Here is a 14558-nt window from a genome sequence, read left to right as displayed (position 1 = left end):
GATGGAGACGCGGCAAGCGCGAGCATTCGGAGGGCGTTCCGAGGGCAGCCGGCCGTTTGCCTTCACTGAGGCAGGAAAGATACGACCATGGCAAAGCGCGTGAACCGAAGAATCTTCCTCCGGGGGCTGGGCGGGGCTTGCGTCGCGGCGCCGTTCCTCGGCTCGCTCGCCGATCGCACCGTGATGGCGCAGCCGGTCACGCCGCCGAAGCGGCTGATCGTGATGTACACGCACTATGGCTGCATCACGACGCGGTGGTTCCCGAAGAAGTCGCACGGCCCGCTCACCGCCGCGGACCTCCAGTCGACGACGCTCAAGCACCTGGCGCCGTACGTCGACAAGCTCCTCATGCCCCGAGGCATCCGCGCGATGAACGAGTGGACGGTGAGGATGGAGCGGGGGCAGGGGAACGATCGCCACTTGCAGGTGAACGGGTCGTACTTCACTTGCCACCCGGTCACTCCCAACAGCAACGACCCGTTCAGCTTCGATCAAGCGACGAAGTTCAACGCCAAACCGACCGGTCCCTCGCTGGACCACGTCATCGCGCGGCAGCTCAGCCCGCAAGGCACTCCGTTTCTCTTGAATACGGCGGGTCAGAATGACGGCGCTTTCTCGGCGATCTCCTACTCCGCCGCCGAGACCTCCTTCAAGGGCCTCAACGTGTCGCAGGCCTTCAGCAGCCTCACGGGCCTCTTCGAGGCGGGGAAGCCGACGTCTCCGGACACCTACGCGGCGATGCGCGGCAAGAGCGTCCTCGACATCGTGAAGGATGATCTGCAGAGGCTCGAGCGGCTCGACATGAGCCGTGCCGACAAGCAGAAGCTCGCAGCCTGGAAGGAGCTCCTCCACGCGACAGGAAATGTAGTGGTTCCTTCGCAGTGCAACACGTCCCTCGCCATGGCGCTCGGCGCGACGCAAGAGAACGTCAACCTGGCGAACACGACCCCGAGCGTCGACGACCGGCTGACGCGGCGAATCTCGGATGGTCTGGACGGAGCGGACCTCTGTTCCAACCTCGCCGTCCTCGCGGCGGCGTGCAACGCGAACCCCGTCATCTTCCTGAAGTACCCTGGGAACTTCCTTTTCCGGGGGCTCGGCCTGGAGTACGAGAGCGCCAGTATCTCGGGTCGCCTGGACAGCGCGAACATCACGGGGACCTGCGTCCCGGGGGTGATCGACATGCTGCTCAAGATCGACGACTACTATGCGAGGAAGTTCGCCCACCTCGTCGGGCAGCTGAACGGTATCGACGAGGGCGACGGGACGCTCCTCGACAACTGCGCGGCCGTCTGGTTCCAGGACGTGTCGGACGGCTGCGCCCGCAACCTCAACAACCTGCCGATCCTCCAGGCCGGCGGCGCCGGCGGCTATTTCAAGACCGGTTGGGCCGTGAACGTCGAGGACGGCTCGCCCGATCTCACGACAGGGAACAGCGAGATCACGTGTGCCGACGGCACGTCGGACCAGGTCGACGGGGGCTCCCAGGAAACGGGGACCGATCCGTCGCTCGCCAACGCGCCGATCAACAAGTACTTCTGCAACTTGATGAACGCCCTCGGCGTCAAGGCAGGCACGGATGGTTTCCCGGCAAAGGGCGGTTCGGATCCGGTGACCCACTTCGGCAGGTACGACCGGACGGAAGACTTCATCGGTGGCGGGACCAATCCTCCCACCATCCACGATCCAGGGGAGTTCGCCGCGCTCAGGGCGAACGCCTGAGCGGTCTCGTTCCCGAGCCTGTCGCGCCCTCTGGTGATGAATGCGCCGCGTGCGCCCGGTGCTCCGCGCCCGTGACACGTTCTCGTCAAGCTATGGGCGAAGATTCCGCCGCACGGGCGGCCTTTGCAGCGCTTGCGGGCGCCGGCTCCCCGAGTCGGGGGCTCGCCGGTTGGGCCCGCGTTGGAATCATGCGCAGGGGGATCAGCTCGACGCAGGGCGGGGATAGTCACATTATGCGAACGCTGCGGCAACTAGCGTACATCGGTACGGCAACATTTTTGACGTCATCACCTTTTCTCGCTGGTTGCACTGGCGAGATTGCGCCCGGTGAACCTGGGGTCTCCTCCGGTGGTGGGGAGACCTCTGGCACCGGTACGGGGGGCGGGCCGGTGGAGCCGGACCCCGGCGACCCGGATGTCTGCACTCCCGGCATCTGGGCGACGTCCCAGGTCCCGCGGCTCTTGAACCGGGAGTACGACGCGGTGGTGAGGGATCTGCTCGGCGTGACGAACGTGCCAAACGCTCCCACGGGCAACCCGTCCTCGCTCCTCGTGTCCGACTTCGAGGGCAGCATGACGGACATCGCCTGGAACTCCTACCTCGTGGCCGCCGAGAGCATCGCGGCCGAGGTGATGGCGGGGGCGAACAAGTCCAGGTTTATCGCCTGCGATCCTGCGGCGGCCGGGTGCCTCGAGTCGACGATCCGCGATTTCGGCCGCAAGGCCTTCCGCCGCCCTGTGACGGACGAAGAGGTGCAGCGCTACATGCGGTTCAACGCGCTGGAGCCCAAGGGCACGCCCGCGGAGGTCGCCGAGGCCATCCTCTTTGCCATGCTCGCTTCGCCCTCGTTCATCACGGTCCCCGAGCTGACGGACGACACGGAGAACGGCGCCATCAAGCTCTCCAGCCACGAGGTGGCGACGAGGCTCGCGTTCCTGCTCTGGGGCTCCATTCCGGATGACGCCTTGAACACCGCCGCAGACGCGGGTCAGCTCACCACCAGGGAGCAGATCCTCGCGCAGGCGGAGCGGATGGTCCAGGACCGCACCAAGACGGCGCCGATCGTGGCGCTGTTCCATCGTGCTTATGCGGACATTCGTGAGGGTTCGCACTGGGGACAGGTCGAGCACGACACGACCAAGTTCCCCGACTACTCCCCGGACATCGTCGCTCCGATGCTGGCCGAGGTCGACGCCTTCTTCGAGGAGGTGGCGTTCGAGGGGGGGTCGTTCAAGGACATCTTCCTCAGCAACGTCGCTTACGTGAACAAGGACACCGCTCCGATCTACGGGCTCAACGCGGCCGACTATGGTGCGGAGCTGACGCGGGTGGAGCTCGACCCGAACGTGCGGCCGGGGTTCTTGACCCGCGTCGGGTTCCTGAGCTCCTACTCGTCCTTCGGCGCCACGAGCCCGATCCTCCGGGGCGCGTTCGTCGCCAACAGGCTGCTCGGGCTCACCCTGAAGCCGACGCCCGGCGCGGACCAGACGCCGCGGCCTCCGGGCCCGTTCTCCACGGAGCGTGAGGCCATCGAGGCGCTGACCTCGCCTGCGGGGTGCGTCGACTGCCACAGCAAGCTGGTCAACCCGCCGGGCTTCGTGCTCGAGAGGTTCGACTCGGTCGGCAAGGTGCAGACGAAGGATCCGCTCGGCGGCGACATCGACGCGACGGACGACGTCTACTTCAGCGAGACCAACACCAAGACGATCACGTCGCCCCTCGAGATGATGACCGAGCTCGGCGCTGGTGCGATCGCCAAGCGTCACTATGCCGAGCAGTGGGTCTCCTGGGCCCGCCGGAGGGTGCCGAACACGAACGACGCCTGCACCGTCAACGAGCTCAGCGACAAGCTGTCGAGCGACGGCTATACCATCATCAATTTGCTTACCGATCTTACCCAGGCCGATTCGTTCCGCCTGCGCACCGTCCTCGGGGATTGAGAAGGAATACGACCATGATGAAGAACCTCAATCGAAGAGTATTCCTCCGAGGCCTGGGTGGAGCCGTCGTCGCTGCACCTTTCTTGGGCTCTGTCGCCGAGCGTGACGCCGAGGCGCAGTCGGCCGGCGGTGGCGCTCCGAAGCGGCTGATCGTGCTCTTCACGCACTATGGCTGCCTGACGAACCGGTGGTTCCCGAAGAAGTCCCATGGCGAATTGACCGCCGCCGATTACCAGGCGACGACGCTCAAGCACCTCGCGCCCTTCGCAAAGAAGCTCCTGATGCCCCGTGGCATCCGGGGGATGAACGAGTGGAGCTTCGGGCGGACCCACGGCCAGAACAACGACCCCCACGGTCAGGTCATGGGGTCGTATTTCACCTGCTACCCGGTGACGCCCGAGAGCGACAAGTTCAACGCGAAGTCGACAGGGCGGTCGCTCGATCACATCGCCGCGGAGCAGGTCAACCCCAACGGCGCCGCCCCCCTCGTGATGCAGATCGGCGGGGTGCGGCAGGACGCGTTCTCCAATTTCTCGTACGACAAGCCCAAGCAGATCTTCCCCGGCATCGGGTCTCCGACGACGATCTACAACAACCTCACGGGCCTCTTCGGTCAGGGCCCCGTGTCGCAGGATACGTACAAGGTGGTCCGCGGCAAGAGCGTGATCGACGTCGTGCGGGAGGACCTGGAGACCCTCGAGCGGGTCAGGATGAGCCAGGCGGACAAGCAGCGGCTCTCCGACTGGAAGGACCTCCTCCACCAGACCACGAACACGGTCAGGGCCCAGTGCAGCGCCGCCCAGGCAGAGGCGCTCGGTTTGACGGCCCAGTCCGTGCAGGCGGCCTCGCAGGGGGGTGGCCTCGGCATCGACCTGTCGAAGTCGACGAACGTCATGATGGACCTCGCGGTGCTTTCGGCCATCTGCGACCAGAACCGCGTCATCTTCATGAAGTTCCCCGGCACCCTCACGTTCAAGTGGGACGGCATCAATCACTCGAAGGACTCCCATGGCATCTCCCACCGCGTCGGCGACGCCAACATGGGTGGTGATTGCGTTCCTGGGGTCATCGAGATGATCCAGCAGATCGACGACTGGTACGCGAAGAAGTTCGCTTACCTCGTCGGTCGGCTCGACAGCATCGATGAGGGCGAGGGGAAGCTCCTCGACAACACCGCGACCGTCTGGTTCCAGGAGGACTCCGACGGCAACAGCCACAACCTCAACAACCTGCCGATCCTCCAGGCAGGGAGCTGCGGCGGCTACTTCAAGACGGGTCAGGCCGTGAACGTCGAAGGTGGCAAGGCTGACCTGGCCGTCGGTAACAGCGAGGCTGCCTGCGGGCCGGGCCAGACGAAGCTCGAGTTCGGCGAGATCGACGGCACGGGGACTCCGCCGGACGTCGCCACGCAGCCGATCAACAAGTACTTCTGCAACCTGCTGAACGCCACCGGGGTGAAGGCCGGCGCGGACGGCTTCCCGGCGATCGGCGGCTCGGCGGAGGTGACTCACTTCGGCAAGCACGACGACACGAAGCTCTTCGCCAGCGAGACCAATCCAGTGTCCATCAAGGACGCTGGTGAGTTCAAGGCGCTTCGCGCGAACGGCTGATCGTCGCTCGCGCCGGGGCTGCCGGCTCGGGCGAAATGAAGACCAGGCCCCTCCCCTCAGGAGGGGCCTTTTGCTCGGCGCTGGGTCGCAGCGACCGCGATGACCTCGTGTCCTCAGCGCAACGACGCGGAGCTCCGGGGCGGAGCCCGCGTCGTCGTCATCGGCCGCTCACTGCTGCTGCTGCGCGCCGTCGGCGACCCACTGCTCGATCGCGTCGATGTATGCCTGGGGCAGGCACGTGTATTCCGGGCCGGGCTCGCTGACGCATCCATTGGGCATGCGGGCGATATCCCCGCAGGGGCCTTTGAGGATCTTGACGAGGGCGCTCTGCTCTGGCTCGCCGGGGGTGACGAGCGGAATGTCTCCGCACGCCTCGGAGATGTGCGTCGTCAGGGTCGCGTAGAGGGTCTCGTCGTCGAGCAGCCTCGGCTCCGCCTCGCCGTTGTGGCAGCTCGCATCGGAGCAGCCAACATTCGCGACGACCGCTCTGACCGTTTCAAAGGTCGGGTCGACCGCCGAGCCGCCACCGCCGGTTCCAGCGGACGTCGAGCTCGAGGCCGTGGCGCCTCCGGCGCCATCCCCGCCCGAGCCCTGCCCGCCAGACCCGGACGCATTTGAGGTAGTGGTCGTGCCGGCTTCCGAGCTGCCGGTGCTTCCATCATCGGAGCAGCCTGAAAGAGCTGACAGGAGGGTGAGGATCGCTGCGGCGGCGAAGTTTGAGAGTCGAAGTTTCATGGATCGTAATTAAAGTGGTTAGAGAGCAAAGTACAGCCCTCTTGCCGATTGAAACAAAGGGAAAGGCTTCGATCCGTCGGACCTTCAAGACGAGGCGTGATCAATGAATGGCTCTGGTGAACTTTTGTGAGCACGTCGCTCGCGGCGCCGGCGGCTCTCGCTCGGTGAAGCGCTGAGCGAGGCCAGGGGCGTCTTCCGGGATGGGAGGTGCTGCGGGGCGGGTAGGCGAGCCAATGCGTTTGAAGATCAAGCGGTTTGTGGCGGCTACCCTCGCAACCAGGCGTGCTGCACGCGTCGATTGACGTTCATGTCTGATGCCCTCACGCCCCATTTCAGCTGTCAAAAGTGCTTGCAAATGCCGTCGCTTTCGGCGCTCCGTCGAGCGCGGGAGTCGCGTCCGGCGGCGCAGCGCCATCGGGCACAGCCGAGCACGTCGGGGATGGCGAGGATGCGATGTGGCCCGGCGCGAGCAGGGTGGGTACCCTTCGCCCATGCGCGATCCCTTCCTCGTGCCACCCGGTCCGCTCGTCGATGTCGCCTGGCTCGCAGCGCACGCGGGCGATCCCCGCGTCCGCGTCGTCGATTGCCGCTGGTACCTCGGCGGTCGCCGCGGCGCCGACGAGTACGCCCGCGGGCACATCCCGGGCGCCGTCCACCTCGACGTCGACGCCGATCTCTCCAGCCCGGCGCTCGGCGGACCAGGCCGCCACCCGCTGCCCGACGCGGCGGCGTTCGCGCGCGTCCTCGCCCGCATCGGGGTCGTCCCAGGCTCGCTGGTCGTCGGCTACGACGACGCCGGTGGCGCCATCGCCGCCCGTCTCTGGTGGCTGCTGCGCTACTTCGGCCATCCAGGCGGGCGCGTGCTCGACGGGGGACTCCAGGCGTGGACCGCCGCGGGATACCCCCTCTCGACCGCGGCACCCACGATCGCTGAAGCGCCCGCCATGGATCTCGCCCCCGGCGGCGCTCCGGTCGCGGACAAGGCCGCTGTCGACAGGCTGCGCCGCGATTCCGCGGCGGTGATCCTCGATGCGCGCGCGCGCGAGCGCTACGAGGGGCAGACCGAGCCCGTCGACGCCCGCCCGGGCCACATCCCCGGCGCCCGCTCCGCCCCCTTCGTCGAGAACCTCAGCGCCCCCGGGGGCGCCTTCCGCGAGCGCGCGGAGCTCGAGCGGCGCTACCGCGACCTCGGCGCGCTCGATGCAGCCACCGTGGTCTGCTACTGCGGCTCCGGCGTCACCGCCTGCCACGACCTGCTCGCCCTGACGACGCTCGGCCGCGAGGACGCGATCCTCTACGAGGGGTCCTGGAGCGATTGGGCCCGCGACGCCGCCCTGCCCGCGGCCAGCGGCCCCGAGCCCTGAGCGGCGTCAGGCGAGCGCGCGGCCGACGGTGGCCTCGATCGTCTCGCGCAGGTAACGCGCGGCGAGCGCGACCGTGCGCGCCGCGCTCTCCGGCGTCGGCTGAAGCGCGGGCGCGACCTCCATGACGTCGCCGCCGATCAGGCCGACCTCGCGCCCGAGCCGGCGGATGAGCGCCACGACGAACTCGGGCGACAGGCCGTCCGGCTCCGGCGTCCCCGTGGCGTCGGCGTACGCGGCGTCCGTGCCGTCGATGTCGTTCGAGAAATACACGCCCTCGACGCCGGTGCTCTTCACGTGGGCCACGATGGCGTCGAGCGCCGCCGCCGGATCGGCGCGGCACTCGGCCGCCCAGAACTGCCGCACGCCGTAGCGGCTCTCCCAGTGCTCGCGCGGCTTCTGCGACGCGCGGACCCCCACCTGCGTCAGCCGGCCGCCCCGCCCGACCAGCTCGTTCGCGTGGTACGACCACGTGGCGAAGCAGTATGCGACCCCGAGCCGCTCCTCGAGGAGATCGGTGTGCGCGTCGGGCTGGACGATGCCCCACGGCCGCTTCCGCGCGCGGGCGAGCGCGCGCGCGACCGGCAAGGCCGTGGAGTGATCGCCGCCGAGCACGATGGGGGCGACGCCCGGGTTGATCGAGAAGACGAGATCGAGCGCGCGCTCCGCGATGGAGAGCGGCGAGACCGGCAGCCGCGACGCCACGGGCTCGGGCGCGCCAGGGTAGAGCGCGCGGCGCGACGCGGCCTTCTGCGCCTCCGAGAGCATGTCGTCGTGCAGGAGCTGCGGCACGACGAACACGTCGCCGATGTCGACGAGCCCGACCTCGCGCGCCCGCTCGGGGAAGTCCGGGGAGGCGTCGAGGAGCGCTGTCCGGATGGCCTGCGGGCCCATGTTGGAGCCACGGAGGAACCCCGCGCCGACGTCGGAGGGCACGCCGAGCAGGACGGCGCGCGCGCCGGCGATGCGGTCGAGCGACGCGCGGAACCGCGCGAGGACCTCCTCCTCGGTCGCGGCGCCGTAGAGCCGCCGCTGGACCTCGAGCTGCTGCGCGCGGCCGGTCGAGACGAGGTAGAGACCTCCGGCCGCCGGGCGCAGCAGGAGCGCGAGCTCTTCTTGCGGGGTCATGCCCGACGAGGGTACGCGCCCCTCAAAGGTCCGCCAGCGAAAGGGCGGACGCAGGCAGAGGGAAGCGCTCGGCCGTGAGGTGAGGGACCGGCGCGCTCATCGCCGCAAGCCAGCTGGCGCCGCGCGCGACGACCCGGAGCGCGCGCAGCACCCCGGCGTGCGCGACAAGGAGCGGCGGGCGCGCGCGGGACGCGACGTCCACGCCGTCCACGCCGTCCACGCCGCGCGGGGCGCCGATCTCGCGCCAGAACGACCGCACCCTGGACTCGACGTCGAGCGCCGACTCGCCCCCGGGCGGCCCGACGCGCTCCCAGCCGTCGAGCCACGCGGCGTACGCGGCCGGATCGTCGCGCTCGATGTCCGCAAATGCGCGCCCCTCCCACGCGCCGTAGGAGATCTCGAGCAGGCGATCGTCGATCGCGCGCGGCACCCCGAGGCGCGCCGCGAGCTCGGCGGCCGGGAGCGCGCAGCGGGAGAGCGGCGACGAAAAGACCACGCCGGGGCGGACGCAGAGCTCGTGGAGCGCGCGCTCGATCGCGGCCGCTGCAGCCTCGGGGGGGAGCGCCGCGGCGACGTCGAGGCGGCCGTAGCAGACGCCGGAGAGCGCGACGGGGGCGTGGCGGAAGGCGATGAGGCCGTGGGCGAGGGGATCCACGCGCGCGCCCGCGGCTCAGCCGCCCCGCACGAGCGCGAGGGCGAGCAGCGCGGCGCACTCGGCGATCTGCTGCGCAGCGCCCAGGAAGTCGCCCGTGAGCCCGCCGGCGCGGGCGTGGAAGCGGAGGCCGCAGATCGCCGCGGCGGCGGCGGACGCGACGAGCATGCCCGCCGCCTCGGCCGCCGTGAGGGCCCCGGCGGCGTGCGCCGCGGCGAGCGCGAGCGCCGGCCAGAGCGAGCCGAGCAGCGCCTGCGGGAGCGCCGCCTGCGCCACCGGGCGGCTGCGCGAGCCGCTCTGGGTCACGTAGGGCAGCGCGACCATCAGCCAGATCGGCGGGGTGCGCGAGAGGCACTGCGTCAGCACGAGGGCGACGGGCGCCGCGGCGTCGAGCCGCGCGAGCAGGGCGACGCGCAGCACGAGGACAACGATGAGCGCGGCCGCGCCGAACGCGCCGATGCGGCTGTCCTTGAGGATCTCGAAGATCCGAGCGCGATCGAGCGCGCCGCCGAGCGCGTCGGCCGTGTCCGCGAGGCCGTCCTCGTGGAACGCCCCGGTCAGCAGCAGCCCGAGGGCCACGGTGACGCTCGCCGCGACGAGCGCGCCGCTCCGATCGACGAGCAGCCACACCGCGGCCTGGACGGCGCCGAGCGCGGCGCCCACGAACGGGAACCAGGCAGAGGCCCAGCGCCAGTCCGCCTCGGCGTAGGGGAAGCCGCCGACCGGGACGCGCGTGAGGAAGGTCGCCGCTGCGCGGGCGCCGCGCAGCACCGGCGGCGTCGTCATGGAGTCCCGGGCCGCGCGCGATCCGGCACGCTCGCGCTCGCGAACGTCGCCATGCCGGCGTGGAGGGCGCAGGCCGCGTCGAGGAGGGGCAGCGCGGCCAGCGCCGCGCTCGCCTCGCCAAGGCGCATCCCGAGGTCCAGCAAGGGGCGCGCGTCGAGCGCCGCGAGGACGTGGGCGTGGCCGCGCTCGGCCGAGCGGTGGGCGAAGATCAGGCCCGACCGCGCCTCGGCGCACATCCGGACGAGCGCGAGCGCCGCCGTCGAGACGATGAAGCCGTCGACGAGCACCGCCATGCGCCGCTCGATCGCCCGCGCCATGGCGCCCACCAGCGCGGCGATCTCCTTCCCGCCGACCGCCTGCACGACGCGGTGCGGGTCGGTGCGCTGGACGCCCGAGACCTCCCGCGCGCGTCGCGTCGCGTCGCGCACGACCTCGATCTTGCGCGACAGCGCGTCGCCGGAGACGCCGGTCCCCGCCCCGACGACGTCCTCCGGCGCGATCCCGAGGAGCAGCGCCGTGATGGCCGCCGCCGCGGTCGTGTTGCCGATGCCCATGTCGCCGAGCAGGACGACGCGCGTGTCGCCCCCGAGCGCGTCGATCTCCGCGGCGCCCGCGCGGAGCGCGCGCTCGTAGACGGCCTCCGAGAGCGCGTCCTCGATCCGCAGGTCACCGATGGGATCGTCGGCGACCGGATCGCGCCGCAGCCGCGCGCCATCGCCGCCGCCCACGCCCTCGTACGGGTGGGCGACCCCGACGTCCACGACCCGCAGATCGACACCGAGGTTCCGGCAGAGGACGCTGGCGGCGGCGCCGCCGCGCACGAAGTTCGCCACCATCGCCGCCGTGACCTCTGGCGGGTACGCCGACACGCCGTGCCGGGCGACGGGGTGATCGGCGGCGAAGAGCACCGCCGCCGCGGGCCGGCTCGCGGGCGCCCCGCCCTGGATGCCGGCGAGCGCCACGGCGAGATCCTCCAGCACGCCGAGGCTGCCGCGCGGCTTGGTCAGCGTGTCTTGCCGCGCCCGCGCCGCGCTCACCGCGCTCGCGTCGAGCTCCGGGAAGACCCAGTGAGGCGAGAGAGCCATGTCCGGGTTCTCTACTCCGACACGCCGGCGAGCGGGCACGGCGATGCGGACTCCTTCACAGGAACAGGAGTCCTTCGGTCCTATCGGTGGAGCTGAGGGGGATCGAACCCCTGACCTCATGACTGCCAGTCATGCGCTCTCCCAGCTGAGCTACAGCCCCGGTCGTTGGGAGCGGGATATCTACAGCCTCTCGCGCCGCTTGTCTCTACTTTTTTTCGACCGGCGCGCTTTTGTGTCCGAGGGCCTCGGTTCGCGGCGATGCGGCCGCCGGGCCGCGGGGGCGCTCAGAAGTTCATCAGCTTTGCCAGATAGTACTTCATCGTCTCGGTCGTCCCGCCGCCGATGCGGAGGAGCCGCTGATCACGCCACGCGCGCGCGATCGGGAAGTCCTCGATGTAGCCCCAGCCTCCGTGGAACTGCAGGCAGGTGTCCACGACGTCGTTCGCCACGTCGCCGGCCAAAATCTTCGCCATCGAGATGAGCTTCACCGTGTCGAAGCTGATCGGCACCTTCCGCACGTACCGCTCGTCGTTGTAGTGGTCGACGCACTTGTAGGCGAACGCGCGCGCCGCCTCGCAGCGCGTGTACAGGTCCACGAGCTTGTGCTGCCACGACTCGCGCTTGATGATCGGCTTGCCGAACGCCACCCGCTCGCGCCCGTACTCGACCGTGCCGTCGAGCGTCATGAACGAGCTCGCGATCGCGCTCACCGCAGCGACCAGCCGCTCGGTCTGGAAGTTCTGCATCAGGTACGCGAAGCCCTGATCGGGCTCGCCGAGCAGGTAGCGCCCCGGCACCCGCACGTCCTCCAGGAAGAGCTCCGCGGTGTCCGAGGATTTGTTGCCGATCTTCTTCAGCTTCTTCGCGACGTTGAAGCCGCGGAGCGCCGTCGGCACGAGGAAGAACGAGCAGCCGTGGGCGCCCCTGTCCGGCGACGTCTTGGCGAGCAGCGTCACGAAATCGGCGCGTGTCCCGTTCGTGATGAACGTCTTCTGCCCGTTCAGCACGTAATCCTCGCCGTCCTTGCGCGCGATCGTCCGGATCCCGGCCACGTCGCTGCCGGCCGCCGGCTCGGAGACGCCCAGCGCGGCGATCTTGTCGCCCGCGAGCGCCGGCTTGAGGAACTCCTCGATCTGCTCCTTCGTGCCGATGTCGCTGATCACCGGGGTCGCCATGTCGCTCTGCACGAGCAGGCCCATCGAGACCCCCGCCATCGTGCAGCGCACGAGCTCCTCGGCCTTGGCCGCCGAGAACCAGTAGTCGAGCCCGGCGCCGCCGTGCTCCTCCGGGAAGTGCGCGCCCAGGATCCCGAGCTCGCCGGCGCGCTTGAACACCCAGCTGGGGAAGCACTCCGACGACTCCCACTCCTCCACATGAGGAGCGAGCTCCTTCTCTGCGAAGGCCCGCACCGTCTTCCTGAACTGCTGATGTTCTTCCGTGAACGGCTGCCACATCGCGAACCCCTCCTCGCCGGCACGACCGAGATGATTCGTACACGAAACATTTTCCAGCGCAAGCGCTGCACCTCCGCGCTTCTGCCGCGCCTGGTCCGCCGAACGGGCCGCGCGGAGCCCCATGGAAAACGAGGGCCGATGGCGCGGCGCGCGACCGTGCGGGCGCGGTGTGAGCGGCGCGAGCGTCAGAAGAACCGCCGAAGAGCGAAAAATGAATCGGCACGCGCATCCATCCACGCAGTCTGCCGGCTCTGCTAGCCTCCGGGCCACATGCGACTCCTCGTCCTGTCCCGCAACGCGTCCCTCTATTCGACGAGCCGGATCGTGCTCGCGGGGCGCGCGCGTGGTCACGACGTCAGCGTCATCGATCCGCTCGATTTCCAGATCGTCGTGTCGCGCGGCCGCCCGTCGTTGCTCGTCGGTGGTTCGGCGGTGCCCCGCTTCGACATCGTGATCCCGCGCATCGGCGCCAGCATCACCAACTACGGCCTCGCCGTCGTCCGTCAGTTCGATCTCATGGGCGTCCCCGTCCTGAACGGCGCCGTCTCGATCGCGAGGAGCCGCGACAAGCTGCGCGCGCTCCAGCTGCTCACGCGCCGCAAGCTCAACGTGCCGATCACCGTGTGCGCCCGGAGCCCGGCCGGCGTCGAGGCGGCGCTCTCGCTCGTCGGCGGCTGCCCCGCGATCGTGAAGCTCCAGCAGGGGACCCAGGGCATCGGCACCATGCTCGCCGAGACGCCCCACGCCGTGCACGCCCTGCTCGAGACGTTCTGGGCCATGGGCCAGGACATCGTGCTCCAGGAGTACGTGCGCGAGTCGAAGGGGCGCGACATCCGGGTCATCGTCGTCGGCGGCCGCGTGGTCGCCTCGATGCGCCGCGTCGCCAAGCCGGGGGAGTTCCGCTCGAACCTCCACCGCGGCGGCAAGGGCGATCGGGTGAAGCTGCCGCGCGCCTACCGGAGCGTCGCGATGCGCGCCGCGAAGGCGATGGGCCTCGAGGTCGCCGGCGTCGACATGCTCGAGGCGCGCTCCGGGCCCAAGATCCTCGAGATCAACAGCTCGCCCGGCCTGGAGGGGATCGAGCGCGCGAGCGGCGTCGACGTCGCGGGCGCGATTATCAGCTACGCCGAGCGGTACGCGGCGGAGCAGCGGGGCCTCAGCCGCCGCACGCTCGAGGCGCGGATCGCCGAGGTGATCCACGACGAGCGCATGCCTGCGCCGCGGCGGCTGAGCCGCGCGGCGGCGGAGAACGGGGCGGGCGCGAGCCGCGGGAAGGCCGCGGCGCTCACCGGCGGGAGGGGCGCGCGGAGGGCCCTCTCGTGACCCTGCGGGTCGAGGCGGCCGGCGATGCGGTCGTCCTGACCATCGATCGTCCCGAGCGCAGGAACGCCATCGACAGCGACTTCGCGGGCCGCCTCGGCGAGGCGATCCGCCGCGCCAGCGCCGACCCGCGCGTGCGCGGCGTCGTGCTCACCGCGACGAGCAGCGACGTCTTCGTGGCGGGCGGCGACATCCGCGAGCTCCACGCGCTCGCCGCCGGCGGCGCGGAGGGGGGCGAGGTCCTCCGGCTGTTCGAGGGCCTCGCGGCCTTCGAGGAGAGCGAGGTGCCGATCGTCGCCGCCGTGCAGGGCGACGCGCTGGGCGGCGGCTGCGAGCTCCTGCTGCTCTGCGATTTCGTCGTCGTCGAGGAGCACGCCGCGCTCTCGTTCCGGCACGTCAAGATGGGCCTGTCCCCGGCCTGGGGCGGGCTGACGCGGCTCTGCGAGCGGGTGGGGCCGCTCGCGGCGGCGCGGCTGCTCCTGACGGCGGAGAGGATCGACGCCGCCGAGGCGCTCCGCGTCGGCCTCGTGAGCGAGGTCGTCCCCACCGGCGCGGCGCGGAGCCGGGCGATCGCGCAGGTCGGCCGCATCGCCGGGGGGCCGCGCGCGTCGGTCGCGGCCATGAAGCGGTCCCTGCACAAGGTGCGCGAGGCGCTGCGCGCCTCCGCCGCCGAGGTCGAGCGACGGGCGTTCGCCGAGCAGTGGAACGGCCCGGAGCACCGGCGTGCGATGGATACGTTCCTGAGCAAGAAGTGACGGTGACGCG

At 70.2% G+C, this 14558-nt stretch carries 12 protein-coding genes and 1 tRNA gene; 6 read left to right on the top strand and 7 right to left on the bottom strand.

Features of this window, described 5'->3' with window-relative positions; all coding sequences use genetic code 11:
• Nucleotides 1-99 precede the first annotated feature (99 nt).
• From WMF11_RS38580 to WMF11_RS38570, 3 genes are all read left to right on the top strand, one after another.
• Nucleotides 100-1722 (top strand): DUF1552 domain-containing protein, encoded by a 1623-nt coding sequence (locus WMF11_RS38580; RefSeq protein WP_437974343.1) that lies wholly within the window; start codon nt 100-102, stop codon nt 1720-1722.
• Nucleotides 1723-2111: 389 nt separating this feature from the next.
• Nucleotides 2112-3662 carry a DUF1592 domain-containing protein gene (locus WMF11_RS38575; protein WP_437974342.1) on the top strand — a complete coding sequence of 517 codons (1551 nt, stop codon included), beginning with the start codon at nt 2112-2114 and terminating at the stop codon, nt 3660-3662.
• A 14-nt stretch (nt 3663-3676) separates the two neighbouring features.
• Nucleotides 3677-5272, top strand: a complete 1596-nt coding sequence (locus WMF11_RS38570) for a DUF1552 domain-containing protein (protein ID WP_437974341.1) — start codon at nt 3677-3679, stop codon at nt 5270-5272.
• A 168-nt stretch (nt 5273-5440) separates the two neighbouring features.
• Here the strand turns inward: WMF11_RS38570 and WMF11_RS38565 are convergent, their stop codons facing one another.
• Complete coding sequence (locus WMF11_RS38565) at nt 5441-6007, bottom strand: hypothetical protein (RefSeq protein WP_437974340.1); 567 nt, start codon at nt 6005-6007, stop codon at nt 5441-5443.
• Nucleotides 6008-6498: 491 nt separating this feature from the next.
• On the opposite strand from WMF11_RS38565, the gene WMF11_RS38560 reads away from it, so the two are divergent.
• Nucleotides 6499-7371, top strand: coding sequence for a sulfurtransferase (locus tag WMF11_RS38560; protein WP_437974339.1), 873 nt, complete (start codon nt 6499-6501; stop codon nt 7369-7371).
• A 6-nt stretch (nt 7372-7377) separates the two neighbouring features.
• Here WMF11_RS38560 and WMF11_RS38555 read toward each other — a convergent pair whose 3' ends face one another.
• The 6 genes from WMF11_RS38555 to WMF11_RS38530 form a co-directional block, all read right to left on the bottom strand.
• Complete coding sequence (locus WMF11_RS38555; RefSeq protein ID WP_437974338.1) at nt 7378-8496, bottom strand: arginase family protein; 1119 nt, start codon at nt 8494-8496, stop codon at nt 7378-7380.
• Between the two features lie 22 nt (nt 8497-8518).
• Nucleotides 8519-9151 carry a histidine phosphatase family protein gene (locus WMF11_RS38550; RefSeq protein WP_437974337.1) on the bottom strand — a complete coding sequence of 211 codons (633 nt, stop codon included), beginning with the start codon at nt 9149-9151 and terminating at the stop codon, nt 8519-8521.
• Nucleotides 9152-9166: 15 nt separating this feature from the next.
• A complete protein-coding gene (locus tag WMF11_RS38545) occupies nt 9167-9934 on the bottom strand; it encodes an adenosylcobinamide-GDP ribazoletransferase (protein WP_437904139.1) in 768 nt (255 codons plus the stop codon).
• The gene (cobT, locus tag WMF11_RS38540) at nt 9931-11019 is read right to left on the bottom strand and encodes a nicotinate-nucleotide--dimethylbenzimidazole phosphoribosyltransferase (protein WP_437974336.1); all 1089 of its coding nucleotides are present in this window, start codon (nt 11017-11019) and stop codon (nt 9931-9933) included. Before cobT ends, WMF11_RS38545 begins: the two co-directional genes overlap by 4 nt.
• Nucleotides 11020-11106: 87 nt before the next feature.
• A tRNA-Ala gene (locus WMF11_RS38535) sits at nt 11107-11179 on the bottom strand.
• Between the two features lie 124 nt (nt 11180-11303).
• A complete protein-coding gene (locus WMF11_RS38530; protein WP_437544674.1) occupies nt 11304-12473 on the bottom strand; it encodes an acyl-CoA dehydrogenase family protein in 1170 nt (389 codons plus the stop codon).
• 270 nt (nt 12474-12743) lie between these two features.
• On the opposite strand from WMF11_RS38530, the gene WMF11_RS38525 reads away from it, so the two are divergent.
• Both WMF11_RS38525 and WMF11_RS38520 read left to right on the top strand, forming a co-directional pair.
• Nucleotides 12744-13796, top strand: a complete 1053-nt coding sequence (locus tag WMF11_RS38525) for a RimK family alpha-L-glutamate ligase (RefSeq protein ID WP_437710729.1) — start codon at nt 12744-12746, stop codon at nt 13794-13796.
• Nucleotides 13793-14548, top strand: a complete 756-nt coding sequence (locus WMF11_RS38520; RefSeq protein ID WP_437974335.1) for an enoyl-CoA hydratase/isomerase family protein — start codon at nt 13793-13795, stop codon at nt 14546-14548. The genes WMF11_RS38525 and WMF11_RS38520 overlap by 4 nt, the downstream gene beginning before the upstream one ends.
• Nucleotides 14549-14558: the final 10 nt, after the last annotated feature.

Origin of the sequence: Sorangium sp. So ce295 (assembly GCF_051527405.1) — a bacterium.
GTDB lineage: Bacteria > Myxococcota_A > Polyangia > Polyangiales > Polyangiaceae > Sorangium > Sorangium cellulosum_B.
Note: the sequence above shows the minus strand (reverse complement) of the source record. Positions and strands in the feature narration are given on the sequence as shown.